This window comes from Dyella solisilvae (assembly GCF_003351225.1).
GTDB lineage: Bacteria > Pseudomonadota > Gammaproteobacteria > Xanthomonadales > Rhodanobacteraceae > Dyella > Dyella solisilvae.
This window is the reverse complement of record NZ_QQSY01000002.1, coordinates 236,604-261,072: the sequence shown is the minus strand read 5'-3', so window position 1 is coordinate 261,072 and position 24,469 is coordinate 236,604. Positions and strand designations below refer to the sequence as shown.

Sequence of the window (24,469 nt, the reverse complement as noted above, 5' to 3'; positions counted from 1 at the left end):
GCGCGCCATGTCCGATACGTCACACACGAACGAGGGTGGTGGCCCTAGTCTGCTGCGCCAGCGCCAGGCCGGCGGGCACAGCAAGGTCACCAATATCGAGCTGTTTTTCGACCTGGTGTTCGTCTACGCGATCACCCAGCTGTCGCACACGCTGTTGGCCGACCTCAGCGCCCTTGGCGCACTGCACGTGCTGTTGCTATTCCTCGCGGTGTGGTGGGTGTGGATTTTCACCGGCTGGATCACCAACTGGCTGGACCCCGAGCGCTTGGCCGTCCGCCTGCTGCTGCTGGTCCTGATGTTCGCCGGCCTGTTGTTGTCCACCGCCTTGCCACAGGCCTTCGACGGACACGGCATGGTGTTCGCCAGCGCCTACGTGTTCATGCAGGTCGGGCGTTCGTGCTTCATGGTGTGGGCGTTGCGGCAGTCGCCGCTGGCGGCGCGTCGCAATTTCCATCGCATCACCCTTTGGCTGATGGTGTCGGGCGTGCTCTGGCTGACGGGCGGCGCGATGCATGGTGAGCTGCGGCTGCTGTGCTGGGCGACGGCCATGGCCATCGAGTACCTCGGCCCGGCGATGTCCTTCTATGTGCCGGGCCTGGGGCGCTCGACCACGCGCGAATGGGATGTGGAAGGCGGCCATATGGCCGAGCGCTGCAGCCTGTTCGTGATCATCGCGCTGGGCGAATCCGTGGTGATGACTGGCAGCAGCTTCGCTGCTTCGGGCCGTGTGCTCGATGCGTGGCAGGCCTTCGTGATCGCGTTCGTCGGTTGCGTCGCGATGTGGTGGATCTATTTCGACCTTGCCGTCGAACGCGGCAGCCGCTCGATTCGTCAGTCGAGTGACCCGGGCCGCACGGCGCGCCTTGGCTACACCTACCTGCACCTGCTGATCGTGGCCGGCATCGTGGTCGGCGCCGTGGGCGACCAGTTGAGCTTCAGCCATCCCATGGCGACTGCCGACGTCGGCCAGGCGGCGGTGCTGCTGGGTGGGCCGGCGTTGTACCTGTTGGGCAACGGACTGTTCAAGCAGACCGTCAACCACATCAACTTTCCGCTGTCGCACCTGGCGGGGCTGGGTTTGCTGGCGCTGATGGTGTGGCCAGCAATGTCGTTGTCCGTGCTGATGCTGGCCGGTCTCGGCACGGGCGTGCTGTCGCTGGTGGCGGTGTGGGAAACAGTGTCGCTGCGCAACCTGCGTCGCGAGTTGTACGGCGCGATGCACGAATAGGCCACCTCACCCATCGTCGTGGCGATGTTCTGCAGGCGGGCTACAGAATCGCCATCGGCCGCTCGTAGGCGGGACGTGACTGCCGCAGCTCCTGCAACAACTGCTCACTCTGCCAGGTGGTGCGTCGACGCTCCGACTGGCGAATCAGCGCCACCAGTCGCGCGTTCACCGGCGCGGTCATGCCGTGTTGCGCAGCCAGCCGCACGATCTCGCCGTTGATGGCGTCCACTTCCGTCGCGCGTCCCGATTCCAGGTCTTCCCAGGTGGACGAGCGCGCCAGCGGATCGATCGCCAGCAGCTTGGCAGCCACGCGTTGGAACAAGGTATCCGGCAGTTCGAGCACGTGCGGCAGGAAACGCGCCGGCAACGGCGTCAGTCGCGCCGGATGAATACCGGCTGCGGTGAAGACCGCGAGCGCCTCGCGCTGGGCCAGCGCCAGGCAGCGTCGCCAGCGACGCTGTGAGAGCTCCTCGCGCAGCGGCAGGTCCGACAGCGCGTTGATCGCGTTGTTGAGATTGAGCAGCAGCTTGGCCGCCAGCACGGCGGGCATGTCGTTGCGTGTGGCGATCGGCAGACCGGCGTTGGCGAACAGCGGAAGGAAAGGGGCCAGCGACGGATCCGCCTCCACCATCAGTTGTCCGCTCGACCCCTGATGGAAGCTGCCGCGGTCGCGCCGCAGCACGTTGAACGGCACCATGCCCGCCAGCACCGGATGCCCGGGCAGGGCGGCGCGCAGCACCTTCGCGTTGTGCAGGCCGTTCTGCAAGCTGATCACCGGCACGCCGGGCGCCAATACTTCGGCGAGTTCGCGCGCCACCGCGGCGGTGGCCGAGCATTTCACCGTAACCAGCACCAGGTGCGCCTTGGCGGCGGCGAACGGATCGAGCTGCAGGTCCAGCGCCTTGGCGCCGATGCGACCGCTGCCGCCGTGCAGGTCGCTCCAGCTGATGCCGCTCAGGCGCAGCGTATCAATGACGCGATGGCGGCCTATGAAAGTGACGCGGGCGTGTTCGTGCAGGCGAGCGCCGAGGTAGCCGCCGACGCTGCCGGCGCCGTAGATGGCGATGCGGGGCAGGGCATGCGCGCTCATGCGACCGCCTTCGCCGCGGCGCGGCCGGCGACGCGTCCGGAGAACAGGCAGCCACCGAGGAAGCTGCCCTCGAGGGCGCGGTAACCATGCAGGCCGCCGCCGCCGAATCCCGATGCTTCGCCCGCGGCGTAGAGGCCGGGCAGCGGTTGTCCGTCGTGCCCGAGCACGCGCCCGTCGAGATCGGTCTCCAGGCCGCCCAGCGTCTTGCGGGTCAGGATATTCAGGCGCACGGCGATCAGCGGACCGTTCGACGGATCGAGCAGGCGATGCGGCTTGGCCACGCGCACCAGCTTGTCGCCGCGATAGCGTCGCGCATTGTGGATGGCCATGGTCTGGCCGTCCTTCGCATACGGGTTGTCGAATTGCAGGTCGCGCGCCTCGACCTCGCGGCGGATCTGCGCCACGTCGAGCAACTGGTTGCCGGCCAGCGTATTCATGCCCTCCACCAGTTCCTCCAGCGTGTTGCGCACGATGAAGTCGCGGCCGTGCTGCTTGAAGGCCTCGACGGGCGCCGGGGCGCCCTTGCCGACGGCGCGTTTGGCCACCTGCCGCCAGCTCTTGCCGGTGAGGTCGGGATTCTGTTCGGAGCCGGACAGCGCGAACTCGCGGCGGATGATCTGCTGGTCGAGGATGAACCAGCTGTAGTCGTAGCCGGTGCGGCGAAGGTGATCGAGCGTGCCCAGCGTGTCGAAGCCCGGCCACAGCGGACCGGGCAGGCGCCTGCCGGTGGCGTCGAACCACAGCGAGGATGGACCGGGCAGGATGCGGATCGCATGCATCGGCCAGATCGGATTCCAGTTCTCGATGCCTTCCACGTAGTGCCACATGCGATCGCGGTTGATCAGGCGGGCGCCTGCGTCTTCGCTGATGCCGAGCATGCGGCCGTCCACGTGCGCGGGCACGCCGCACAACATGTGGGCAGGCGGAGCGCCGAGCCGTTCGGGCCAGTTTTTCCGAACCAGCTCATGGTTGCCGCCGATGCCGCCGGAAGTGACGATCACCGCCTGCGCGCGTTGCTCGAACGACTGCACCACCTCGCGTGAACTGGGCTTGCCGCGTTCCACGCCATCGGCGGCGAGCACGCCGCCACGCACGCCGGTCACCGCGCCGCCTTCCACGATCAGCTCGTCCACGCGGTGGCGGAAGCCGAACTGCAGCAGGCCCTTGGCCAGCGCCTCGCGCGCCCGTCGCACGAACGGTTCGATCACACCAGGGCCGGTGCCCCAGGTGACGTGGAAGCGGGGTACCGAGTTGCCGTGGCCGATGGCGCCGTGGCCGCCGCGCTCGGCCCAGCCCACCACGGGAAACCAGCGCATGCCCATGGCGTGAAGCCAGGCGCGCTTTTCGCCCGCGGCGAAGGCCAGGTAAGCCTCGGCCCAGCGGCGCGGCCAATGGTCCTCGGCGCGATCGAACGCCGCTGTGCCCATCCAGTCGGCATGGGCCAGCGCGTGCGAGTCGCGCACGCCCATGCGCCGTTGCTCCGGGGAATCGATGAAGAACAACCCGCCGAACGACCAGAACGCCTGTCCCCCCAGACTCTGCTCGGGTTCCTGGTCGAGCAACAGCACCCGCCTTCCGGCGTCAGCCAGTTCCGTGGCGGCGACCAGCCCGGCAAGGCCGGCGCCCACCACGATCGCATCCCACCCCTCCCGCATCCCACGACTCCCCTCATGGTGATACCTCGGGTGAACTTAGCGTGCCGCCGCGGGCATTCCTATGTGCGCTGCGACATGAACCGGCGGCGCGGCCATGACTGGTGGCAGGGCATGACGGCTGGCCCATGTCCTGCCGCCGGCTGGCGGCGCATCGTCCGGGTGAACGCCGCGCGAAACCGGCGCGGCGACCAGCCCTGGGGGCAATGGACATGCGCAACACATTCGTGGCTTTGGCGCTGATGGCCGGCATGGCCGGCGCCGGCGCGGTACAGGCAGGCAGCATCGACGTGCACGACGTCAGCTGCGGCTTCTCCTCCGACTACGACGTGCGCGTGGCGCCGGACGGCATCGATTTCCGCCGCGAGTCGGGCCACCCCGGCGAGATCTTCATGCACGAGGGCCGGCTGCGCGTGGACGGCCACGATCTCACGGTGTCCGCCGCGGATGCGGGGCGTCTTCGCGATTACGAGGCGCAGGTGCGCGGGCTGCTGCCGGAGGTGGCAGCCATCGCCCGCGAGGGCTTGAACATCGGCTACGCCGCCATGCGCACCGTGCTGGCGACCTTCGCCGAGAACGAAGCCGATCGCAGGGCGATGCTCGACCGCCTCGACCAGAACTATCGTCAAGCCCAGACGCGCATCGACGAAAGCCTGGGCAAGGGCGTGTGGCAGTCGCACGAGATGGACGATGTCATCGAAACCGGCATCGAGCAGACCGTGTCCGATCTGGTCGGCAAGGTGGCCGGGGCCGCGGTGAGCGCGGCGCTCAGTGGCGACCAGGCCAAGGTGGCGGCGCTGCAAGCCCGCGCCAGCTCGCTGGACAAGACCATCCGGCACGAGGTCGATGCGCGCGCCACGGCGTTGAATCGTCGGGCCGACGCCCTGTGTCCACGTCTCGGCTCGCTGCAGCAGTTGCAGCAACAGCTGCAGCTGCGCCTGCCGGACGGTTCGCCGCTGAAACTGATTACCTACGACGGAAAGGACAACAAGAAGCTGACCACAGCCGCGGAGCATGCGCGCGCCGACTGAGGCGACCTCGCGCACGTTTCCACCGGTCGAGGCTCCCCAGCACGACCTTGCGCCGCGCCTGACTTTCGGCGCGGCACTTTTACGTGGACGGGCGGCTGCACGCACCACGGAACCTTGATCGCGGGGCTGCTAGGCTTTTGCGCTTTGCCACCCCCGGATCAGCCTTTTCATGCACGATTTACCGGCGCGCCTGCGTCTCTCCGAAACCACTGTCGCCACGCTGGCCAATATCGGCATCGCCATCGTGATGCTGCTGATCGGCCTGTGGCTGGCTGCGCGCGTGGCCAATATCGCGCGCCGCGCCATGCGCCGCGCCAACATCGATGAAACCCTGTGTGGCTTCCTGCGCAACCTGATCAATGGCGTGCTGATCGCGCTGCTGGTGGTGATGGCCCTGCAACAGGCCGGCATTCCCTCGGCGCCCTTGGTTGCGGCGCTGGGCGCTGGTGGCCTGGCGATTGGCCTGGCACTGCAGGGCTCGCTCAGCAACCTGGCCTGGGGCGTGCTGCTGATAGTGTTCCGGCCGTTCCGCGCGGGTGACTTCATCCATGCCGGAGGCATCGAGGGCACGGTGGAGAGCGTGAACCTGATGCATACCCTGCTGGCGATGCCCGACAACCGCGAGGCCGTCGTGCCGAACGCGAAGATCGGTTCGGACGCCATCATCAATTTCAATCGCCGCGGCACGCGCCGCTTCGAGCTGAAGGTCGGCATTGGCTATCGCGACGACATCGGCCGGGCGATGGACCTGGTCCGCCAGATCTATGCCGCCGACGCGCGCATCCTGCGCGACCCCGAACCAGGCGTGTGGACCGAGAGCCTGGGCGAAGGCACGGTGATGCTGGTGCTGCGCGGCTTTACGCGCAGTGGCGAGGTGTGGGCCACCCAGACCGACCTGCTGCGTGCGGTGAAGGAACGATTCGAGGCTGCGGGTATCGGCATCGCACTGCCGCAGCGTCAGCTGACCGTGGTGCAGGGCCACTGGCCCGGCCAGGCGGCCTGAGGCGCCCGGGACGGGGCAAGGACGCCAAAGGCGACCGATTGAGGCTGGATCGGGCCTCTATCGCCGCACATACGTACGCGAATGGTGAATTAAAACGATCCAAAAGCGACCAGAAGCGGGTCTCGTTCGCTATGATTAAAGCCTTACGCGGCCGTCATCCCCGCACGGCACGCCATCGCCATCCGTAGGAGAAACCATGGCCGACCTCAAAGAAGCACGCGTTCCCGATATCGGCAGCGAGAACGTGCCGGTGATCGAAGTGCTGGTGAAACCGGGCGACAAGGTCGCCAAGGAACAGGGCCTGGTCACGCTGGAGTCGGACAAGGCGACGATGGAAGTGCCGGCCCCGTTCGCGGGCACGGTGAAGGAAGTGAAGCTCAAGGTGGGTGACGAGGTGTCCGAGGGCACGCTGATCGCCATCATCGAGGCTGAAGGCGCGGCTGCTGCGCCGGCCCCGGCCCCGGCTCCCGCCGCGGCGCCGGCCAAGGCCGAAGCGCCCGCCAAGTCTGCCCCGGCCCCTGCTCCTGCCGCAGCCCCGGCTGCCGCGCCGGCGGGTGGCGGTGGCGTGCAGGAAGTGCGCGTGCCGGACATCGGCAGCAGCGACGTCCCGGTCATCGAGATCCTGGTCAAGGTCGGCGACACCATCGCCAAGGACCAGAGCCTGATCACGCTCGAATCGGACAAGGCCACCATGGAAGTGCCGGCTCCGTTCGCCGGCGTGGTGAAGGAACTGAAGGTCAAGGTGGGCGACGAGCTCTCCGAGGGCAGCCTGATCGCCCTGGTCGAAGCCGCCGGCGGCGCGCCCGCCGCTGCGCCGGCGCCGCAGGCCGCGGCTCCCGCCAAGGTGGAAGCGCCCCAGGTCGTGGAGAAGCCCGAGCCGATCGCGGCCCGTGGCGTCATCCCTGGCAATGCGCCGGAAGGCGACGTGGCGCCCACCGCGCGCCCGCCGTTCGACTCCGGCATCGTGATGCCGGGCGACGCCCCGTACGCCAGCCCGGCCATCCGCGCCTTCGCGCGCGAGCTGGGCGTGGACATCCGCCAGGTGAAGGGTTCGGGCCGTGGTGGCCGTATCCAGCGTGAAGACATCACCGGTTACGTGAAGCACGCGCTCGCCTCGGGCGCGCGTCCCGCCGGCGCACCGGTCGCGGCTGGCGGCGGTCTCAACCTGCTGCCATGGCCGAAGGTCGACTTCGCCAAGTTCGGCGAGATCGAAGAGAAGCCGCTGTCGCGCATCCAGAAGATCTCCGGCGCCAACCTGGCGCGCAACTGGGCGATGATCCCGCACGTCACCCAGCACGAAGACGCCGACATCACCGAGCTGGAAGCCTTCCGCAAGAAGCTCGGCGAAGAGAACAAGGACCTGAAGGTCACCCCGCTCGTGTTCCAGATCAAGGCGGTGGTTGCGGCGCTGAAGAAGTTCCCGCAGTTCAACGCCTCGCTCGACGAGACCGGCGAAAAGCTGATCCTCAAGAAGTACTTCCACATCGGCATCGCGGTGGACACGCCCGATGGCCTGGTGGTGCCGGTGATCCGCGACTGCGACAAGAAGGGTCTGCTGGACCTCGCTGTCGAGCTGGGCGAGATCTCCAAGAAGGCGCGCGACAAGAAGCTTGGTCCCAACGACATGTCGGGCGGCTGCTTCTCGATCTCCTCGCTCGGCGGCATCGGCGGCACGTCGTTCACGCCGATCGTCAACGCGCCGGAAGTGGCGATCCTCGGCGTCTCCAAGGCCGCGACCAAGCCGGTGTGGAACGGCAAGGAATTCGCTCCGCGCCTCGTGCTGCCGCTGTCGCTCAGCTACGACCACCGCGTGATCGACGGCGCGCTCGCCGCGCGCTTCGCCTCCTACCTCGCGCAGCAGCTGGGCGACATCCGCCGCCTGCTGCTCTGACGCTCCCTAGTTGCTCCCTCTCCCCTCCGGGGAGAGGGTCGGGGTGAGGGGCCACTCTTGCAGCGGCCTTCATGCGTAGCGAAAAGAATCAAAGGATTTCCCCCATGGCAAGCACCATCGAAATCAAGGTCCCCGACATCGGCGGTCACGACAACGTGCCGGTGATCGAGGTGCTGGTGAAGGTCGGCGACACGGTCGCCAAGGAACAGAGCCTGATCACGCTCGAATCGGACAAGGCGACGATGGAAATTCCGTCGAGCGCCGCCGGTGTCATCAAGGAACTGAAGGTCAAGGTCGGCGACGAAGTTTCCGAGGGCGCGCTGATCGCCGTGCTCGAGGCCGCCGAGGGCGCCGCCGCTGCTGCTCCCTCTTCCCAGCGGGGAGAGGGCCGGGGTGAGGGGGCAACCTCGCCTCAGTCTGGCACTGGCAGCGCTTCGGCGAGCACCCGCCCCTCACCCCAACCCTCTCCCCAGGGGGGAGAGGGAGCAAAGGCGACGCCGAAGGCCGCAGGCGCCTCCGGCCGCACGCCCGACATCGAATGCAAGTTGGTCGTGCTGGGCTCCGGCCCAGGCGGCTACACCGCGGCGTTCCGCGCGGCGGACCTCGACGTCGACACCGTGCTGGTCGAGCGCTACGCCACTCTCGGCGGCGTCTGCCTCAACGTGGGCTGCATCCCGTCCAAGGCGCTGCTGCATGCGGCGGCCGTGATCGACGAGGCCGAAGCCATGGCCGCTCACGGCGTCAGCTTCGGCGCGCCGAAGATCGACATCGACAAGCTGCGCGACTTCAAGACCAAGGTGGTCGGCAAGCTCACCGGGGGGCTCTCCGGCATGGCCAAGCAGCGCAAGGTGCGCACCGTGCAGGGCGTGGGCGCCTTCATCTCGCCGAACGAGATGGAAGTCCAGACGGCGGACGGCACCAAGCTGCTTCGCTTCGAGAACGCCATCATCGCCGCAGGTTCGCAGTCGGTGAAGCTGCCGGCGTTCCCCTGGGACGACGAGCGCATCATGGACTCCACCGGCGCGCTCGAGCTGAAGGAAGTGCCGAAGAAGCTGCTGGTTGTCGGCGGCGGCATCATCGGCCTGGAAATGGCCACGGTGTACTCCTCGCTCGGCAGCGAAGTGACCGTGGTCGAATTCATGGACCAGATCATTCCTGGCGCCGACGCCGACCTCGTCAAGCCGCTGGCGCAGCGCCTGGCCAAGAAGCTCAAGGGTGTGCACCTCAAGACCAAGGTGGTCGAGGCCAAGGCCACCAAGAAGGGCATCGAGGTCAGCTACGAAGGCGAGAGCATCCCCGAAACCAAGCTGTTCGATCGGGTGCTGGTCGCCGTGGGCCGCTCGCCGAACGGCAACAAGATCGGCGCCGACAAGGCCGGCGTGGCCGTCACCGAGCGTGGCTTCATCAACGTCGACACGCAGATGCGCACCAACGTGAATCACATCTTCGCCATCGGCGACCTGGTGGGCCAGCCGATGCTGGCGCACAAGGCCACGCACGAGGCGCGCGTCGCTGCGGAAGTCGTGTCGGGCATGAAGAGCCACTTCGATGCACGCGTGATCCCGTCGGTGGCCTTCACCGATCCGGAAGTGTCCTGGGTCGGCGTCACCGAGCGCGAGGCGAAGGAAAAGGGCCTCAAGGTCGGCGTGGGCAAGTTCCCGTGGGCGGCCAGCGGTCGCGCGATCGGTATCGACCGCACCGAGGGCTTCACCAAGCTGATCTTCGACGAAGAAACGCATCGCATCGTTGGCGGCGCCATTGTCGGCCCGCACTCGGGCGACCTTATCAGCGAGATCTGCCTGGCCATCGAGATGGGCGCGGAAGCCGGTGACATCGGCCTCACCATCCACCCGCATCCCACGCTGGGCGAGTCGGTGGGCATGGCGGCCGAGGTCTACGAAGGCACCATCACCGACCTGTACATGCCGAAGAAAAAGAAATAAGCCGGCGATGCCACGAAAAAAAAGCCCGGGTTTTCCCGGGCTTTTTTTTATTCCCCGCTGAGCTCCAGCGCCGCCTTGATCGGTGTCGACGCATCCTGCAGATAGGCAATCGTCTGCTTCGAGCTGACGATCATCTGTTGCGAGACGCTGAGGAACTCCACCGGATCGACGTCCTTCCCGAGCCGGATGCGCGTCTGCATGTCGAACATGCGCGGCGCGTCGAGCGTGACGGTCGCATTGTGCGTGGTCCAGCTGGCGGCTTCGCGCACCGCGGCATAGGCGGCGGTGTAGCGATGCAGGCGCTCGACCTCAATCCAGGTGGCGGACTGGTTGGCGACCGCCACATCCCAGGCCTGCGTGGTGAACGCAGGCCAGTTGATGCTGAGCCTGAAGCCACTGCTTAGCTGGCGGATGTGCTGGTTGATCTGTGCATCCGGCAAGCCCTTGGCCATATCGTCATTGATGGCCTTGTCCAAGGCGATCAGTGGCGCGAGTTTTGTCTCGTCGGTCTGAATGGAGGCCTGGATGTCGCGCAGCAGGCCGCCGAGCTCCGAATCGATCTGCTCCCTCGCGTATTCGGCGGCGTGCCGGTGATGGACGCGCTCGATCCACTGCTCCAGACCCAGGGCGGTCAGGATGCTGAGCACGATCATGAGGTAGTGCACGGCAAACTCCCGGAAGGAGTGCGCGCGCAGCTTTGGCACTTCGATATGCATGCTGACTCCTGTCTGCTTTGCCCGGCCAAAGGCGCAGGGTAGCCGATTCGGCTCCCTGCCGGGGCGGTACCCGCATGCGCTCTGGGCGCCGGTGCGACCTCAGGCCTCGTAACCGAGACGTTCCAGCATGGGCCTGAGGATCGGCAGCACCGGTTCGAAGTGCTCGCGATAAGCGTGCCAGCGGTTGACCGCCTTGCGGTGGATGCCCTCGGTGACCTGAGCGTAGCTGGGCGTGCTGATGAAGCCCTTGGCGCGCGCGTGTTCGGCGAAGCGCGTCATCGGCGCGGCGTCGGCGACGTCCAGGAACTGACCCAGGCGCGCGACGTGATCGTCGAAGCGGTCCACCACTGATTCGTAGCGCCACTCCAGTACGCGCGGAGCGAACACCTCCACGTGATGGAACCATTGCTCGAAGGCCTGCACGTAGCCTTCGGCCAGTCGCTGTAACGAGGAGCACAACACCATGAAGGGCGGTGAGCGGAATGGCTGCATGAAGCAACTCAATAACACGTCGCAGGGATGGCGCAGGCACAGGATGATGCGCGCCTCCGGATAGAGCCTCGCGATCATCGGCAGGCAGAGCATGTTGAGTGGATTCTTGTCGATCAGTCGGCGCTCGCCGAGATCCGGCGCCACGCGCTGCACCATGCCGGCGTAGATGTCGCGCAGCTGCGCGGTGTTGCCCTGGGTCAGCGTGGCGAGGTCTGCAGGATAACTCTGTCCCGCCAGCTGCATGCGCTTGGTCAGCTCAAACACGAAAGCGCGCTCGTCCATGGAGCGGAAGTCGGGATGCGCGTCGAGCATCTGCTCCAGCAGCGTAGTGCCGGAGCGAGGGAAGCCCACCACAAAGACCGGGCTTTGCTGTGCGGATGGCGCCTTCAGCGGCGCCCAACGGTCGAATTCCAGCCGACCTACGCGATGGTTCACCATGTCGAGCGGCTGGCTGCCCGCCGCCAACAGTTCGGGCACGAAGTCCTTGGCGAACTCCACCTGCCATGCGTGGGCCTGCTGCAGCGCCTGCCAGGTCTCCTCCCGGCGACCCTGCTTGTTCCTCGTCGCGGCAAGGCCGAATGCTGCGTTGGCCAGCACATTGGATTCACCGGCCGCATCGAGCAGTCGCGTGTAGTGGGCCGCTGCCTGGTCGAGCTGGCCCAGCCGCGCCGCGATGCTTGCATGCACCTGCAGGGTGGAATGATGAAGTTCGCGCTGCTCCGCCGGCAGCGTGTCGAGCAGGGACAGGGGCAGGTGCGACAGTTCCGCCTGCGCAGGTTCGAGCTGGTTGTTGCGCTCGTACATCGAGGCGCGTAGCGCCGCCATGCGCAGCTCGAGCATCTCGCGATCAGGCCCTCGCGGCAGGACCGCCTGCTCCAGTGCGCGGAACGCCGCGTCCTGATCACCCTGGCTCGACAGCATCGAGGCGAGGATGAGCGCCTGATCGGCCGGTTGCGGCGGCCAGTCGGCGGCGCCTTCGAGGGTGACTTCGGCGCCCCGCTGGTCGCCGCAATAGTGGCAGGCATGCGCGGCCTGCAGGCGCGCTTCGATGAAGGCGGGCGCCAGCTCCACGGCGCGCAACTGCGTCTCGCGGGCCAGCAACCAGCGTTGTTGCTGGGCGTAGAGCAATCCAAGGTTGTAAAGCGTCTCGGCCTGGCCTGGGGCGAGCGAGGCGGCCGTGGCCAGAGCGTGCTCGGCGGTTGCCAGATCGCCCGCCTGGCGGGCGACGATGCCGAGGTTGTTCCAGTATTCGGGGATGGCCGGCTGATGTTCGGTCAGGCGGCGGAACAGGTTGGCGGAGTCATCAAAACGGCCAGCCGATTGACGTGCGAACCCCAGCAGGAGCAGCACGAGATCGTCGGTATCGGGCCGCTCGGCCACCGGTTCGCCCAGCGCCAGCACGCGCGCCATGTCGCCGTGGTTGAAGGCAGTGACGATGCTGGCGACCAGCTCGCTGGAAGGGATCGGGGCGTGCTCGCTCATTCAAATGATCTTAGAGCCTGTTCAATGTCTCTGCGTGGCCCGCGCCGGGATCTGTTTGCGCGCAGGCCAAGGAAGAACGAAGGAGTGTACGTCCGTACACGACTGAGTGATGACGCCGGCCTGTGGGCAAACAGCCCCGGCCCGCAGGGTTGGATCCCCCAGCGGGCTTTGGGGATCCAACGCGGACTACGCGGAGACATTGAACAGGCTCTTATAGCGCGAAGGCCGCAGCGTGACCGCTGCGGCCTTCGTTGGCTTGCTACATCAGGTCGATCAGAACTTCACGGTCACGCGGGCCCAGAAGTAACGGCCCATCGTGTCATACGTCGCCGTATCCACGTTGTAGTTCAGGCCGTTCTGGTAGACCAGCGGCGGCACCTTGTCGCTGAGGTTGTCGATGCCCAGGTCGAAGCGGGTGTGGTACTTGGCCCACTCGTAGCCACCCTGGATCGAGTGGTAGGTCACGGCGCCCATATGCGTCACCACCGGGGCGCCCGTATCGGCGTAGGCGGTCAGGTTCTTTGCCGAGTGGATGTAGCGGCTCTGCCACTGGGCGCTCCAGTTGCCCAGGTTCCAGTTCACCTGCAGGGTGCCGCGCCAGCGGGTGATGTTGCCGAACTGCTGGGTGTAGCTGCCGGCGTAGTTGATGGTCTCCGCGCCCGGCGAGCCTGGCGTAGCGTCGTTGTTGAACGTGCTGACGTACGACGTGCTCAGCGAGGTCTTGAAGTTACCCGGGTCGACGCCAGCCACATCGAAATGCGGGATCGCGTAGTTGGCTGTGAAGTCCACGCCGCTGGTGCTGAGGTTGCCCAGGTTGACGACTGGCGTATTGACGTAGTTGATGCCGCCGGCCAGCGAGCTGGCGCTGTTGTAGCGGTTGATGAACCCGCAGTACGGGCTGCTATCGTTGGCGAAGCACTCGTTGAGCACCGTCTGGGCCTGGATCGTCGTGAGCATGTTGCTCAGCGTGATGCGCCACAGGTCGACCGAGGTCGATGCGCCTTCCAGCCAGCTCGGCGAATAGACGAAGCCGAAGTCGTACGACTTGCCCTTCTCCGGCTTGAGCGTGGCGCCTGCCGCCGCGGCGCCAGAGTAGTACGCCGTGATCTGCCCCGAGAGGTTGTGGTTGGTGTTGGGCACCACGTACTGGCACGCATTGCCATGACCGGCCAGTTCTGCCGCGCTCAGGTTGACGCACGGGTCGACGATGGTCGGGTTGGAGATGGTGCGGCCGTCGTACAGCTCATCCAGGTTCGGCGCGCGGAACACCTGCGAAACCGTGCCACGAACGAGCAGGTCGGCGATCGGACGGTACTCGAGGGCGAACTTGCCGTTGGTGGTGGTGCCGGTGGTGCTGTAGTGCGAGGTACGCAGACCCAGGTCCACGTTCAGCGCGTACACGCCCGGATGCTCGGACAGCACCGGAATCAGCGTTTCGGCATAGACTTCGCTGACGTTGATGCTGCCGCTGGCCGGCGAGCCGCAAGCTTCCTGCAGCACCGTACAGGTGCCCGTCGCCGGATTCAGGATCGCATCGCTCGTGACGTTGTAGTTCATCGAGTTCTTGCGATACAGCGCGCCGGTGGACAGCTGCATGGCGCCAGCCGGCAGATCCCAGAGCTCGCCCGACGCGTTGGCCTGGAACTGACGCATGGTGTTGAGCATGGTGTACTGCGGAGCGTCGACGCCCTTCCTCAACAGGTCCGACACCGCGGGGTTGGACTGGTCGAAGATGTTGGCGCCAGCGTCGATGGCCGCCTGGAAGGCCGGCACGTTGACTTCGTTGTAGTCGGTCTGGATGCGCTTGGAGCGACCGTAGTCGAAGCTCGCGTCCCAGATCCAGGTGCTGCCCTGGCCGAAGTTGCCGCGCAGGCCCGAGTTGATCTGCTGGTTGTCCGTCGTGTAGGTGTGCAGACGGGTGCCCAGGCCGGTCAGGCGGGTGCTCATGTAATTGCCGCCGCTATTCGGGTCGGCAAAGGTCACGCCAAACGGATTGATCGGATTGTTGGCGGCCACGCTCCAGCCGTCGCTCACGCTGGTCGGCGCAGGAGCATCCTGGCCCGACGAGTTGGTGCGGTTGTAGAACGCGTCGGTGAAGAAGGTGACGTAGTCGCTGAACTTGTAGTTGCCCAGCACGAACACATTGGTGCGCTCGCTCTGGGTCTGGATGTAGTTGTAGGCGTTGTAGTTGTAGACGTCGCTGGCGCCGTTGAAGCAACGGTAATCACCGAGGCTGCTGCCACTGCCGCTGGCCAGGGTGACGTTGGCGACACCGCTGCTGTCGAGGCAGTTCGGGAACGCCGCATTGGCGGTCGAGCCCGGCGGCAGCTGCATGCGGCCGGTCGGGATGCTGTGCGAGCCGGACACCTGCACGCCCGAGCTGTACAGATACAGCTGGTGGGCCGAGAAGCCACGACGGGTGGCGACCACCGGATCCTGCTTGTTGTAGTCGACGCCGCCAACGATGTTGCCCTGCTCGCCGCTGGCGCCCACGGTGAACTGCGCGCCGTGGCGCTGGCCGTCACCATGGCTGGAGATGCCGTTGTTGACGCTCAGTTCTGCGCCCGTGTAGTCCTTGCGAAGGATGAAGTTGACCACGCCGCCGATGGCGTCGGAGCCGTACACGGTGGAGGCGCCCTGCGGCAGCACGTCGACGCGCTCAATCATGTTCTGCGGAATCATGTTGAGGTCGGGGTTGGCGAGGCGCTGGCCATCGACCAGCACCAGGGTGCGCTCGGTGCCGAGGCCGCGCAGCGACACGCGGGCAGCGCCGTCGCCCCCTTCCAGCGTCGGGCTGGCGACGCCGCCGCCGTTGCTGTTGTTCTGGGTGTTGGTGGCGTTGCCGGCCACGGCCGGCAGCGACTGCAGCAGGTTGCCGAAGGTCGGGCTGCCGTTGTTCTGGATCGCGGTGCGATCGAGGGTGACGACCGGGTTGGCCGTCTCGGCGTCCACACGGCGAATGAGCGAACCGGTGACCGACACGGCGGTCAGGGTCTTGGCGTTGCTCTTGTTGGCTTGCTCGGCGCCGCTCTGGGCCTGCGGGCCCTGCGTCTGTGCGCTCGAGGCATCCTTACCGTTTGCGTCCTGTGCCTGCACTACCGCTGCGGATGAAGCGATACCGACAGAAAGTGCGAGGCGTACCGCTATTGATAGGCGATTGTAGTTGGACTGCATGCTGTCTCCCCGAAAGTTTTTTTAAGCAAAGGAAACCCGCTATAGGCGCCTAGACGGCTATAGATTTGTCGTTGCCGATGGCTCCCCCCTCGCCCAACTCTTTCAGGAATCGGGGGGCGAGTAAAGAGGTTTTTAACGAAACTTTCGTTTGGGTTAAACAGGCAAATTGGTTTCAGTTGAAAGCACTACCAGCGAACAGGTCGTCCTGGGCCATGAAGCCGTCGGCGTCGACGAAGCCCGACAGCCCAACGCCCACAAGGCGATAGCGCTCATCCGCGGGCCGTCCGACACGTTCGCGTAAGGCGCAGGCAATCTCGGCCAGCTCGCTGGCGGATCCAGGACGTGACGGCGGCGTGAGGCTGCGCGTCAGCGTCTGGAAGTCCGAAGTCTTGAGCTTCAGAACCACCGTGCGCGCCACGCGGGCGTGCGGACCGCTCGCCTCGCGCTGATGCGCTGCCCAGGTTTTTTCGGCGAGGCGCTGGATGTGCGGCGCAAGTTCGTGCAAGGCCAGGTCGTGTTCGAAAGTATCTTCGGCCGACACCTGCAGGGTAGGCCGATCGGGCTGCACGGGATGCTCGTCGATGCCCAGCGCCAACTCGTGCAGGCGACGCCCCCAGCGCCCGAAGCGCTGTTCCAGTTCCTGCACCGCCAGCCTGCGCAAGTCGCCCACCGTAGCGATGCCCAGCTCGGCGAGCCGGGCTTCCATCACCTTGCCCACGCCAGGCAGCCGGCCCACCGCCAACGGCTCCAGGAAGGCCAGCACCTGGTGCGGGCGTATCACGAACAGGCCGTCCGGCTTGCGCCAGTCCGAGGCGATCTTGGCGAGGAACTTGTTGGGCGCCACGCCGGCCGAGGCGGTCAGCCGGGTCTCCTCGCGGATGGCGGCGCGGATCGCCTCGGCGGTCGCGGTGGCGGAAGGCAGGCCGTTGCGGCCCAGGGTGACGTCGAGATAGGCCTCATCGAGCGACAAAGGCTCGATCAGGTCGGTATGGCGCGCGAAGATTTCCCGCACCTGGCGCGAGACCGCCTTGTAGCGGCTGAAGTCGGGCGGCACGAAGATCGCCTGTGGGCATAGCCGCTCCGCCCGCACCGCGGGCATGGCCGAGCGCACCCCGAACTTGCGTGCCTCATAGCTCGCCGCGCACACCACCGAACGCGCCCCGCGCCAGGCCACCACGACCGGCTTGCCGCGCAGGGACGGATCGTCCCGCTGCTCCACCGAGGCGTAGAACGCATCCATGTCGACGTGGATGATTTTGCGGGCGGGGCTGGGCACGGTGAAGGGAGAGGGGGCGGCTGCGCACAGTCAACCACGAATCCCCGCCTCATATATAGGAGAGCGCCCCGTGCGCGGCCTGCCGCTGCCCGATCACCTTGCGTGACCGGGCCGCCGCTCTCGCGCACGGGGCGCCCTCTGAGGCCGTGTCGTGTGCGCTAGCGCCAATCCGCCTGCAGCGTCTCGTCGACCAGTTCGTCCTCGTAGGCCACGAACCGGTCGAGGGTCAGGGTGTCGAGTCGGAAGCGCTGGGCGGCGGTAAAGAACGCCATCAGCGACAGGATGCGCTGCGGGTTGCGCGCCCACGGTGGCACATAGACTGCGCGCGAGATCAGCCCATCCTGCAGGAAGGGCGACAGGGTAATCACGTCGGAAGTGGTCACGCGCCCCGCGAACAGCATGGGCAGCATCTCGGCGCGATGCTCCTGCAGTACCTTGCGGATGAAGATGTAGACGATCATCACGCCTTCCAGGTAGGCGCCATCCTTGGTGAAGCAGATGCGACCGCGCGGGTCGCCGCCGCGGAAGATGCGCGCCGCGCTCTGGTAACTCTCCTTGGGTGTCTGTCCGGCGTCGAGGAAGCCACGGAACACCTCGATGAAGTCCGCGCCGTTGAGCGCATTGGCCACCGCCACCACGCGCAGCGCGATGCGGCGCAGGCGGTTGAGGTCGATGGAGCCGGTGATGATCTCGGAGAAGGTCGCCAGGCCCTCCTGGGTGCGGGTGGTGCGCGGCGCGCCCAGGCCGAGCGATTTGAAATAGGGCTGGTGCTTGCCGTTGAGCGAGGTGGCCGTATGTACGAAGGCTTCGTGCTCGGTCAGCTGGTCGAGGTCCAGTGAAGTGAACAGCGCCGTCGAGCGAAGGTTCACACTCTTGCTTCCTGCGGTGGCCTTGGAGGGCAGGTCGGGGTCGAGCACGACGTCGACCTTGTCCTTGTCGAAGAACGGGCCCAGCCGCTCGCGCAGCCGTCGGGCGAATTCCTCGGCGGGAATGTCCGCCGTGATCGGAGGCAGGGCTTCGCGGCCCACCAGGTCGTCGCTGATGGCGAGCAGGTCCCGGGCCGCATCCACCGCATTGGATTGCTGGCTGCGGTAGACCGTGTCCGGGCGCCCATACAGCGCGACGGAGCAGCGCGTGAACTGTTCGGTGCCGATGCCCACGAGCATCTGCGCCGCGGTGAGGTAGCTCCATGCGGTCTTGAACAGCCAGTTGCCGATGGGGTGGCCACGATCGATCCTGGCCATCAGGGCCTTGAGCGCGTGGATTTCCTTGCTCAGGTCCTGCTGGCGCGGCTGCGGTTGCGGCAGCACGGGGTTGCCGCGCTCCCAGGAGGCCAGGAAGGTGGCTTCCATCTCCACCGGCCAGTCGATGGCCTTCAGCACGCGGATCTTCTTGCCGATGGAGACCAGCGCGCGATCGTGCTCGAGCAGGGGGCCGAGGATCTTGTCGTCCTCGGGCCGGATATCGCTTGCGACGGTACTCATGACGCCTCCTTGGGAAGGGCGCCGGCCCGATGCGTGGCCGGCATGCAGCGGCGGGGGAGACCGGCACTGTGCGCCGGCAGGCTGTGACGCGCTAGCGAAGAACTACTGAGTCCAGCGGAAAAAGTGAGCGCGGTCCGATTGTTGCAGTCGCATGTCGAAGTGGACGCCGTTCTCGCGCTATCGTCCGGCCTTCGTACCCCTGGGCTTCCCAAAGGACGCTGTTGCGCACCATGACTGCCGAGACATCTCCCGCCTACCTGCGCCGCCTGGGCATCTGGGACGCTGCCGCCATCGTGATCGGCGGCGTCATCGGCGCCGGCATCTTCCGCAGCGCCTCCACCGTGGCCGAGCGCACCTCTTCCGGCGCGCAGCTGCTGACGTTGTGGGCCATCGGCGGCCTGCTCACGCTGACCGGCGTGCTCTGTTACGCCGAGCTGGGCGCGCGGCGGCCGCAGGCGGGCGGTGTGTACATCTACCTGCGCGAGGCGTTCGGGCAGCTGCCGGCCTTCCTGTTCGGCTGGACCATGGCGCTGATCAACTACCCGGGCAGCGTGGCCGCGGTGGCCACGACCTTCGCCGACTATTTCTGCGCGGCGATCGGGTTGAGTCCCGCCCTTTGGGTGAAGCCGGTGGGCGCCGGCGCCATCGCCTTCATTGTGGGAGTGAACTTCTTCGGCATCCGCGCCGGTTCGCGCATGCTCAATGTGTTCACCCTGCTGAAGCTGTCGGCGATTGCGCTGGTGGTGGTGGTGGGCGTGGTGCTGGCGCACGGACAGTTCGGCAACGTGCTGGCCACTGACACGGCGCATCCGTTGCCGCCGGCGGCCGTCCTCGGCGCGCTGCTGCCGGTGTTGTTCACCTATGGCGGCTTCCACTACCTCAACGACCTGGCGGGCGAGGTGCGCGATCCGCAGCGGACCCTGCCACGCGCGCTCGGCCTGGGACTGGGCGGCGTGGTGGTGTGCTACGTGCTGGTCAACTTCGCCTATCTGGCCGGTCTCGGCCACGCGGGGCTGGCCGCCAGCCAGGCGCCTGCCGCGGACCTGATGCGCCGGTTGTTCGGCGAGCGTGGCGCCACGCTGATCGCGGTAGGCATCGCCTGCTCCACCTTCGGCTATTGCAGCATCGCCATCGCCGGCGGCGCACGCGTGCTGCAGACCATGGGCGCGGACGGCATGTTGTTCAACGCAGTCGGGCGCATCCACCCGCGGTCGCACGCGCCACGGGTGGCGCTGGCGCTGCTGGGCGGCTGGGCCATCGTGCTGGTGATCTCCGGCAGCTTCGGCCAATTGGTGGACTACACCACCGTCGGTGAGTGGTTGTCCCACGCCTTCGGCATCGCGACGCTGTTCTGGTATCGACGCCGTTTCCGCAACGAGCCCTCGCCGTACCGGGTTCCCCTTTATCCGCTGATGCCGCTGCTGTTCGTGGGCACCGTACTGGCGGTGATCATCGTCACCTCGATCCATTCGCCCGGCGACGCCGGCATGAGCCTGCTGCTGATCGCCGTCGGCGTGCCGGTGTACTACGCGTGGCGCGCCTGGCAGCAGAGGGCGGCATGATTTTGCGGGGCCGCCTCACGCGCCTGCAGCAAGGCAACCTTCAGTCGGGACAGGCATACTGCCGCCAGTTCCTCGCCCTGGGATGCTGATGAGACGGATCGTTCCCCCTGCCATGTGTTGCCTGCTGGCCCTCGCCGGGTGCCACAAGGCCAGCGACACCGACCGGGCGGACCTCAGTCGCACGGCTCCGGCCACCACGCCGGCGACCAACGGCGCCGTCACCAAGGCGCCCAGCACGCAGACCGCACTCGAGCAGGTGCAGCGCGATGGCGCGCCGGTCACAGTGGCCGGCATGTCATTGCAGCGCTACACGTTCCAGCCTGCGCCGACGCCGCAACTGGTGGTGTCGCTGACCCAGGGCGAATGGGACTGGTCCAAGGAAGGCTCGCTGCACGTGGACATGCAGAACGCGATGCCGTGGGCGGTGACGCTCACGGTGGACATCGACGGCGTGACCGCAGGCCAGCACCTGCATGCGACCGTGGGTGTGCCCGCCGGTCCGCCGCAGACGCTGGTGATTCCGCTGCACGCCACCTCGCCGCGCGACATGGGCATGCAGGTCGGCCCGCCGATGCCCTACGTGGCCGGCGGCAAGCGCGTGTTCGTCGCCACCACGGTGGAAGGATCGCTGGACCTCGCCCATGTGAAGTCCGTGCGCATTGGCATTCCGGCGCCGACAGCGCCGCAGACTGTGCTGTTCGGCAAGCTCGACACCTCGGAAGGCAACCACGACCTGCGCGACGCCTACACCGGCATCGTCGACGCATGGGGGCAGTACACGCGCGGGCAGTGGCCGGGCAAAATCGATTCGGATGACGCCTTGCGCGGGCATCGACAGAAATTCCAGGCCAAGGAACCGGCGCCGGCGCCGGTCGTGCGCAAGGGCTTCGACCGTTACGGCGGGCGCACCGACCTGGCCGCGTTCAAGGCCACCGGCTGGTTCCGCACCGAGCGCCGCGATGGCCGCTGGCAGCTGGTCACGCCGGAGGGGCATGCGTTCTTCTCGCTGGGCGTGAACGTGGTCGACGACGACGGCGGCCGCACCTTCATCCAGGGCCGCGAATTCATGTTCAAGGACCTGCCGCCGGACAGCGGCCGTTGGAAGCCCTTCTACGGCAGCGAACCCAAGCCGGCGGGCGAACAGCAGGCCTCGTCCGGCCTGGCCTTCCGCCAGGGCCGCTGGTTCGACTACTACTCGGCAAACCTGTTCCTAGCGGATGGCCACCACTGGCGTCTGGCCTGGCGCCAGCGCACGGCGGAGCGCCTGCAGCACTGGGGCTTCAACACGCTGGGCAACTGGAGCGACGACGCGCTGACCCAGACCCACCACCTCGCCTACACGCGATCGGTCAACATCGCCGGTGTGTTCGGCAATGTCTCCAGCGGTTACGACTACTGGGGGCGCATGCCTGATCCGTTCGACCCGCGCTTCGCGCAGGCCGCCGACGCCGCCGCTGCGCAGGCGGCCCGCGAAGTGCGCGACGATCCCTGGCTGCTCGGCTACTTCGCCGACAACGAGCTGGCCTGGGCGGGGCAGGGACCGCAGGGGCGCTGGGGTCTGGCCCAGGGCGCCTTGCGCGGCGAGGCGCGCAGCCCGGCCAAGCAGGCGTTCATCGCCCAGCTGCAGAAGAAGTACGGCACGCCGGCGAAGCTGGCGGCGGCCTGGGGCATCACGTTGGAGAACTGGGACGCGCTCAACGCCACCAACTTCGCCGCGCCCAATCCCGACGAGGCGCACCCGGCCATCGCAGACGACTACAGCGCATGGCTACGCGCCTATGCCGACCAGTATTTCCGCACGGTGGCGCAGGCCATCCACAAGCACGACCCCCACCATCTGTTCCTCGGCGGCCGCTTCGCCGTGCACACGCCGGAGGCGGTGGCCTCCTGCGCGCAGTACTGCGACGTGGTGAGCTTCAATGCCTACGCCGACGTGCCCGAACATGCCTTTGACCTCGCGGCCTTCGCCAAGCTCGACAAGCCGGCGCTGATCACCGAGTTCCACTTCGGCTCCAACGATCGCGGTCCGTTCGGCAAGGGCCTGGTGCCGGTATGGACCGAGGAGCAGCGCGGCGAAGCCTATGCGCATTACATCGCCGCAGCCGTGGCCAATCCGGTCATCGTGGGCGCCCACTGGTTCCAGTATGTGGACCAGCCGGTCACCGGCCGCCTGCTGGATGGCGAGAATTCGCACATCGGCCTGGTGGCGATCACCGACCACCCGTTCACTCACTTCGTGCAGGCCGTGCGCGAGGCGAACCACAAGACCGGCTACTGACGATCCATGCAGGAGCGCGACGTCAGACCAGACTGGTCGCCGCGCCGAACGCCACCGCCATGATCACCGCGACCGCCATGCACGCGCTGGCGGGGCGTATGCGCCGTGCATCGGTGCGAGGGATCAGCCGCCACAGCACGAATGCGCCGATCAGCATGTCGAGCACCAGCGCGCCGCGCAGCAACGGTGACGTAAGCAGGGCCACATAGGGCGGCTGGGTGTGTCCTTCGTGCACCGCCACGCCGGCGATCAGCAGCAGGCCGATGAGGTTCCACACCAGGCAGGCGAGGTAAGTGCGGTTGAACACCACCGTGCAGCGCTCGCTCCAGCGCAGCACCCCCCACGCGATGATGGCGAAGAACAGTGCGCCGATGCTGCTGTAGAGCACCCACCAGAGCAGGGTGCTGATCAGGGTAAGCAGGGTGGTCATGCGGATTCCATGATGGGGTCACGCTTCACACCGTCATTCCGGCGAAAGCAGGAGGTGCTTCACAACAGCCGAAGGCTGGTCATCCAGTGCCTTTCTGTAGCGTCGCAAAGACACTGGATGACCAGCCTTCGGCTGTTGATAGAGCGCCTCCAGCGTCCGCTGGAATGACGAGCCAATGTGTGGCGAATCAGATGCCGACGCGCCGCAGCAGCTTGTCCATCAGCCATGCGGGGCCGACCAGCAGGTAGGCGAGGTCGGTGAGGAAGCTGGGGCGGCGTCCCTCGAACGCGTGGCCGATGAACTGGCCGATCCACGCGACCACGAACACACCGACCGCCGTCAGCGCCAGCGTGTGCGGGCCGAGTTCGCGATAGGCGAATTCAGTCAGCACGCACAACAGCGCCAGCGCCACCAACAGCGCCGCGCCGAGCCGGCGCGACTGCTTCCAGTACCACATGAAGGCCAGCACCAGCGCCGCCACGGCCCAGAAGCCCGGGCGGCCGATCATCGGCGGCACCGGGATGGTCCACATCAGCGCGATCACGCACCACACGATGAGCGGCACGCAGATCCAGTGCAGCAGGCGGTTGACCGGGTGCTGGTGATCGTTGCTGTAGCTGTCGAGCCATTGGCGCATCTGGGCTTAGTCCAGCGTGATGTCGGCGAGGCGGTGCAGCGCTTCGGCGTACTTCGCCGAAGTGGCGGCGATCACGTCGGCGGGCACGTTCGGGCCCGGCGCCTTCTTGTTCCAGTCCAGTGTTTCCAGGTAGTCGCGCACGAACTGCTTGTCGTAGCTCGGCGGGCTGATGCCGACCTGGTACAAGTCGGCCGGCCAGAAGCGCGAGGAGTCGGGCGTGAGCATCTCGTCCATCACGTACAGCTTGCCGTGCTCGTCCGTGCCGAACTCGAACTTGGTGTCGGCAATGATGATGCCGCGCTCAGCCGCATACGCCGCCGCCCACTTGTAGATCGACAGCGTGGCTTCGCGCACCTGCTCGGCGAGCTCGGGGCCGACGGCGGCCACCACAGCGTCGAAGCTCACGTTCTCGTCGTGGTCGCCCACGGCGGCCTTGGTGGACGGGGTGAAGATCGGCTCGGGCAACTGCTGCGCCTGCTTCAGACCGGCTGGCAGCTTGATGCCGCACAGCGAGCCGGTGGCCTGGTAGTCCTTCCAGCCCGAACCGATGATGTAGCCGCGCGCGATCGCCTCCACCGGCACCGGCTTCAGGCGGCGCGTCACCACGGCGCGCTTCTCATACAGCTTGAGGTCGGTACCGGCGGGCAGCACGTCGGCCAGCGGCACGTCGAGCAGGTGGTTGGGCACCAGGTGCGCGGTCTTGCCGAACCAGAAGTTGGAGATCTGCGTGAGCATCTCGCCCTTGCCCGGGATCGGATCGGGCAGCACCACGTCGAACGCGGACAGGCGGTCGCTGGCCACGATCAGCAGGCGGTTTTCCGGCAGGGCATAGACGTCGCGCACCTTGCCGCGATGGATCAGCTCGAGGCCGGGCAGGTTCGATTGCAGCAGGGTGGTGGGCACGTCGGTTCGCTCCAGGCTGGGCCGCCTGGCGCGCCAGGACGGATAAACGATGAGCAGGCCCGCGCGGGGCCTGCGAAGCGGTCAATTGTAGCGGGTGCCGCCTGTGCGGGACGTATCGCGACGTTCCGCCATGGCCCGGCGGGCGGCTCGCTGGCTGCTAGAATCGGCGCTTTTTGAGCCAGGGCCCCTGCGCATGG

At 66.9% G+C, this 24,469-nt stretch carries 17 protein-coding genes; 7 read left to right on the top strand and 10 right to left on the bottom strand.

Going from position 1 to position 24,469, the window contains the following annotated elements:
* Positions 1–7: 7 nt before the first annotated feature.
* Positions 8–1,228, top strand: coding sequence for a low temperature requirement protein A (locus tag DVT68_RS08495; RefSeq protein WP_114824650.1), 1,221 nt, complete (start codon positions 8–10; stop codon positions 1,226–1,228).
* A 40-nt stretch (positions 1,229–1,268) separates the two neighbouring features.
* On the opposite strand, the gene DVT68_RS08490 is transcribed toward DVT68_RS08495, so the two are convergent.
* Together DVT68_RS08490 and DVT68_RS08485 are read right to left on the bottom strand one after the other, a co-directional pair.
* Positions 1,269–2,318, bottom strand: coding sequence for a 2-dehydropantoate 2-reductase (locus DVT68_RS08490; protein ID WP_199536011.1), 1,050 nt, complete (start codon positions 2,316–2,318; stop codon positions 1,269–1,271).
* Positions 2,315–3,973 (bottom strand): FAD-binding dehydrogenase, encoded by a 1,659-nt coding sequence (locus DVT68_RS08485; RefSeq protein WP_114824649.1) that lies wholly within the window; start codon positions 3,971–3,973, stop codon positions 2,315–2,317. The genes DVT68_RS08490 and DVT68_RS08485 overlap by 4 nt, the downstream gene beginning before the upstream one ends.
* Before the next feature lie 209 nt (positions 3,974–4,182).
* On the opposite strand from DVT68_RS08485, the gene DVT68_RS08480 reads away from it, so the two are divergent.
* From DVT68_RS08480 to lpdA, 4 genes are all read left to right on the top strand, one after another.
* Positions 4,183–5,001 carry a DUF2884 family protein gene (locus DVT68_RS08480; protein WP_158543472.1) on the top strand — a complete coding sequence of 273 codons (819 nt, stop codon included), beginning with the start codon at positions 4,183–4,185 and terminating at the stop codon, positions 4,999–5,001.
* 169 nt (positions 5,002–5,170) lie between these two features.
* Positions 5,171–6,004 (top strand): mechanosensitive ion channel family protein, encoded by an 834-nt coding sequence (locus tag DVT68_RS08475; RefSeq protein ID WP_114824647.1) that lies wholly within the window; start codon positions 5,171–5,173, stop codon positions 6,002–6,004.
* Positions 6,005–6,200: 196 nt separating this feature from the next.
* A complete protein-coding gene (aceF, locus tag DVT68_RS08470; RefSeq protein ID WP_114824646.1) occupies positions 6,201–7,895 on the top strand; it encodes a dihydrolipoyllysine-residue acetyltransferase in 1,695 nt (564 codons plus the stop codon).
* Positions 7,896–7,999: 104 nt separating this feature from the next.
* Positions 8,000–9,838, top strand: coding sequence for a dihydrolipoyl dehydrogenase (gene lpdA / locus DVT68_RS08465; RefSeq protein ID WP_114824645.1), 1,839 nt, complete (start codon positions 8,000–8,002; stop codon positions 9,836–9,838).
* A gap of 47 nt (positions 9,839–9,885) precedes the next feature.
* Here the strand turns inward: lpdA and DVT68_RS08460 are convergent, their stop codons facing one another.
* The 5 genes from DVT68_RS08460 to DVT68_RS08440 form a co-directional block, all read right to left on the bottom strand.
* On the bottom strand, positions 9,886–10,554 hold the full coding sequence (locus DVT68_RS08460; protein WP_114824644.1) for a hypothetical protein: 669 nt from the start codon (positions 10,552–10,554) through the stop codon (positions 9,886–9,888).
* 99 nt (positions 10,555–10,653) lie between these two features.
* The gene (locus tag DVT68_RS08455) at positions 10,654–12,528 is read right to left on the bottom strand and encodes a tetratricopeptide repeat-containing sulfotransferase family protein (protein ID WP_114824643.1); all 1,875 of its coding nucleotides are present in this window, start codon (positions 12,526–12,528) and stop codon (positions 10,654–10,656) included.
* 273 nt (positions 12,529–12,801) lie between these two features.
* Complete coding sequence (locus DVT68_RS08450) at positions 12,802–15,702, bottom strand: TonB-dependent receptor domain-containing protein (RefSeq protein ID WP_114824642.1); 2,901 nt, start codon at positions 15,700–15,702, stop codon at positions 12,802–12,804.
* Positions 15,703–15,874: 172 nt separating this feature from the next.
* The gene (gene dinB, locus DVT68_RS08445; protein WP_114824641.1) at positions 15,875–16,978 is read right to left on the bottom strand and encodes a DNA polymerase IV; all 1,104 of its coding nucleotides are present in this window, start codon (positions 16,976–16,978) and stop codon (positions 15,875–15,877) included.
* Between the two features lie 158 nt (positions 16,979–17,136).
* The gene (locus DVT68_RS08440) at positions 17,137–18,462 is read right to left on the bottom strand and encodes a peptidase MATCAP family protein (protein ID WP_114824640.1); all 1,326 of its coding nucleotides are present in this window, start codon (positions 18,460–18,462) and stop codon (positions 17,137–17,139) included.
* A gap of 230 nt (positions 18,463–18,692) precedes the next feature.
* On the opposite strand from DVT68_RS08440, the gene DVT68_RS08435 reads away from it, so the two are divergent.
* Together DVT68_RS08435 and DVT68_RS08430 are read left to right on the top strand one after the other, a co-directional pair.
* On the top strand, positions 18,693–20,024 hold the full coding sequence (locus tag DVT68_RS08435; RefSeq protein ID WP_114824639.1) for an APC family permease: 1,332 nt from the start codon (positions 18,693–18,695) through the stop codon (positions 20,022–20,024).
* Positions 20,025–20,112: 88 nt separating this feature from the next.
* Positions 20,113–22,302 (top strand): beta-agarase, encoded by a 2,190-nt coding sequence (locus DVT68_RS08430; RefSeq protein WP_114825304.1) that lies wholly within the window; start codon positions 20,113–20,115, stop codon positions 22,300–22,302.
* Between the two features lie 22 nt (positions 22,303–22,324).
* Here the strand turns inward: DVT68_RS08430 and DVT68_RS08425 are convergent, their stop codons facing one another.
* The 3 genes from DVT68_RS08425 to DVT68_RS08415 all read right to left on the bottom strand — a co-directional run bounded on the left by DVT68_RS08425 (position 22,325) and on the right by DVT68_RS08415 (position 24,272).
* Positions 22,325–22,732: a hypothetical protein gene (locus DVT68_RS08425; protein WP_114824638.1), complete on the bottom strand. Its 408-nt coding sequence runs from the start codon at positions 22,730–22,732 to the stop codon at positions 22,325–22,327.
* A gap of 187 nt (positions 22,733–22,919) precedes the next feature.
* Positions 22,920–23,369 (bottom strand): Mpo1 family 2-hydroxy fatty acid dioxygenase, encoded by a 450-nt coding sequence (locus DVT68_RS08420; RefSeq protein WP_114824637.1) that lies wholly within the window; start codon positions 23,367–23,369, stop codon positions 22,920–22,922.
* 6 nt (positions 23,370–23,375) lie between these two features.
* Positions 23,376–24,272, bottom strand: a complete 897-nt coding sequence (locus DVT68_RS08415; protein WP_114824636.1) for a phosphoribosylaminoimidazolesuccinocarboxamide synthase — start codon at positions 24,270–24,272, stop codon at positions 23,376–23,378.
* Positions 24,273–24,469: the final 197 nt, after the last annotated feature.

Bases quoted from the DNA above. Each gene is read 5' to 3' on its own strand.
- DVT68_RS08495 (WP_114824650.1), top strand. From the start codon at position 8: ATGTCCGATACGTCACACACGAACGAGGGTGGTGGCCCTAGTCTGCTG.
- DVT68_RS08490 (WP_199536011.1), bottom strand. From the start codon at position 2,318: ATGAGCGCGCATGCCCTGCCCCGCATCGCCATCTACGGCGCCGGCAGC.
- DVT68_RS08485 (WP_114824649.1), bottom strand. From the start codon at position 3,973: ATGCGGGAGGGGTGGGATGCGATCGTGGTGGGCGCCGGCCTTGCCGGG.
- DVT68_RS08480 (WP_158543472.1), top strand. From the start codon at position 4,183: ATGCGCAACACATTCGTGGCTTTGGCGCTGATGGCCGGCATGGCCGGC.
- DVT68_RS08475 (WP_114824647.1), top strand. From the start codon at position 5,171: ATGCACGATTTACCGGCGCGCCTGCGTCTCTCCGAAACCACTGTCGCC.
- aceF (WP_114824646.1), top strand. From the start codon at position 6,201: ATGGCCGACCTCAAAGAAGCACGCGTTCCCGATATCGGCAGCGAGAAC.
- lpdA (WP_114824645.1), top strand. From the start codon at position 8,000: ATGGCAAGCACCATCGAAATCAAGGTCCCCGACATCGGCGGTCACGAC.
- DVT68_RS08460 (WP_114824644.1), bottom strand. From the start codon at position 10,554: ATGCATATCGAAGTGCCAAAGCTGCGCGCGCACTCCTTCCGGGAGTTT.
- DVT68_RS08455 (WP_114824643.1), bottom strand. From the start codon at position 12,528: ATGAGCGAGCACGCCCCGATCCCTTCCAGCGAGCTGGTCGCCAGCATC.
- DVT68_RS08450 (WP_114824642.1), bottom strand. From the start codon at position 15,702: ATGCAGTCCAACTACAATCGCCTATCAATAGCGGTACGCCTCGCACTT.
- DVT68_RS08440 (WP_114824640.1), bottom strand. From the start codon at position 18,462: ATGAGTACCGTCGCAAGCGATATCCGGCCCGAGGACGACAAGATCCTC.
- DVT68_RS08435 (WP_114824639.1), top strand. From the start codon at position 18,693: ATGACTGCCGAGACATCTCCCGCCTACCTGCGCCGCCTGGGCATCTGG.
- DVT68_RS08430 (WP_114825304.1), top strand. From the start codon at position 20,113: ATGAGACGGATCGTTCCCCCTGCCATGTGTTGCCTGCTGGCCCTCGCC.
- DVT68_RS08425 (WP_114824638.1), bottom strand. From the start codon at position 22,732: ATGACCACCCTGCTTACCCTGATCAGCACCCTGCTCTGGTGGGTGCTC.
- DVT68_RS08420 (WP_114824637.1), bottom strand. From the start codon at position 23,369: ATGCGCCAATGGCTCGACAGCTACAGCAACGATCACCAGCACCCGGTC.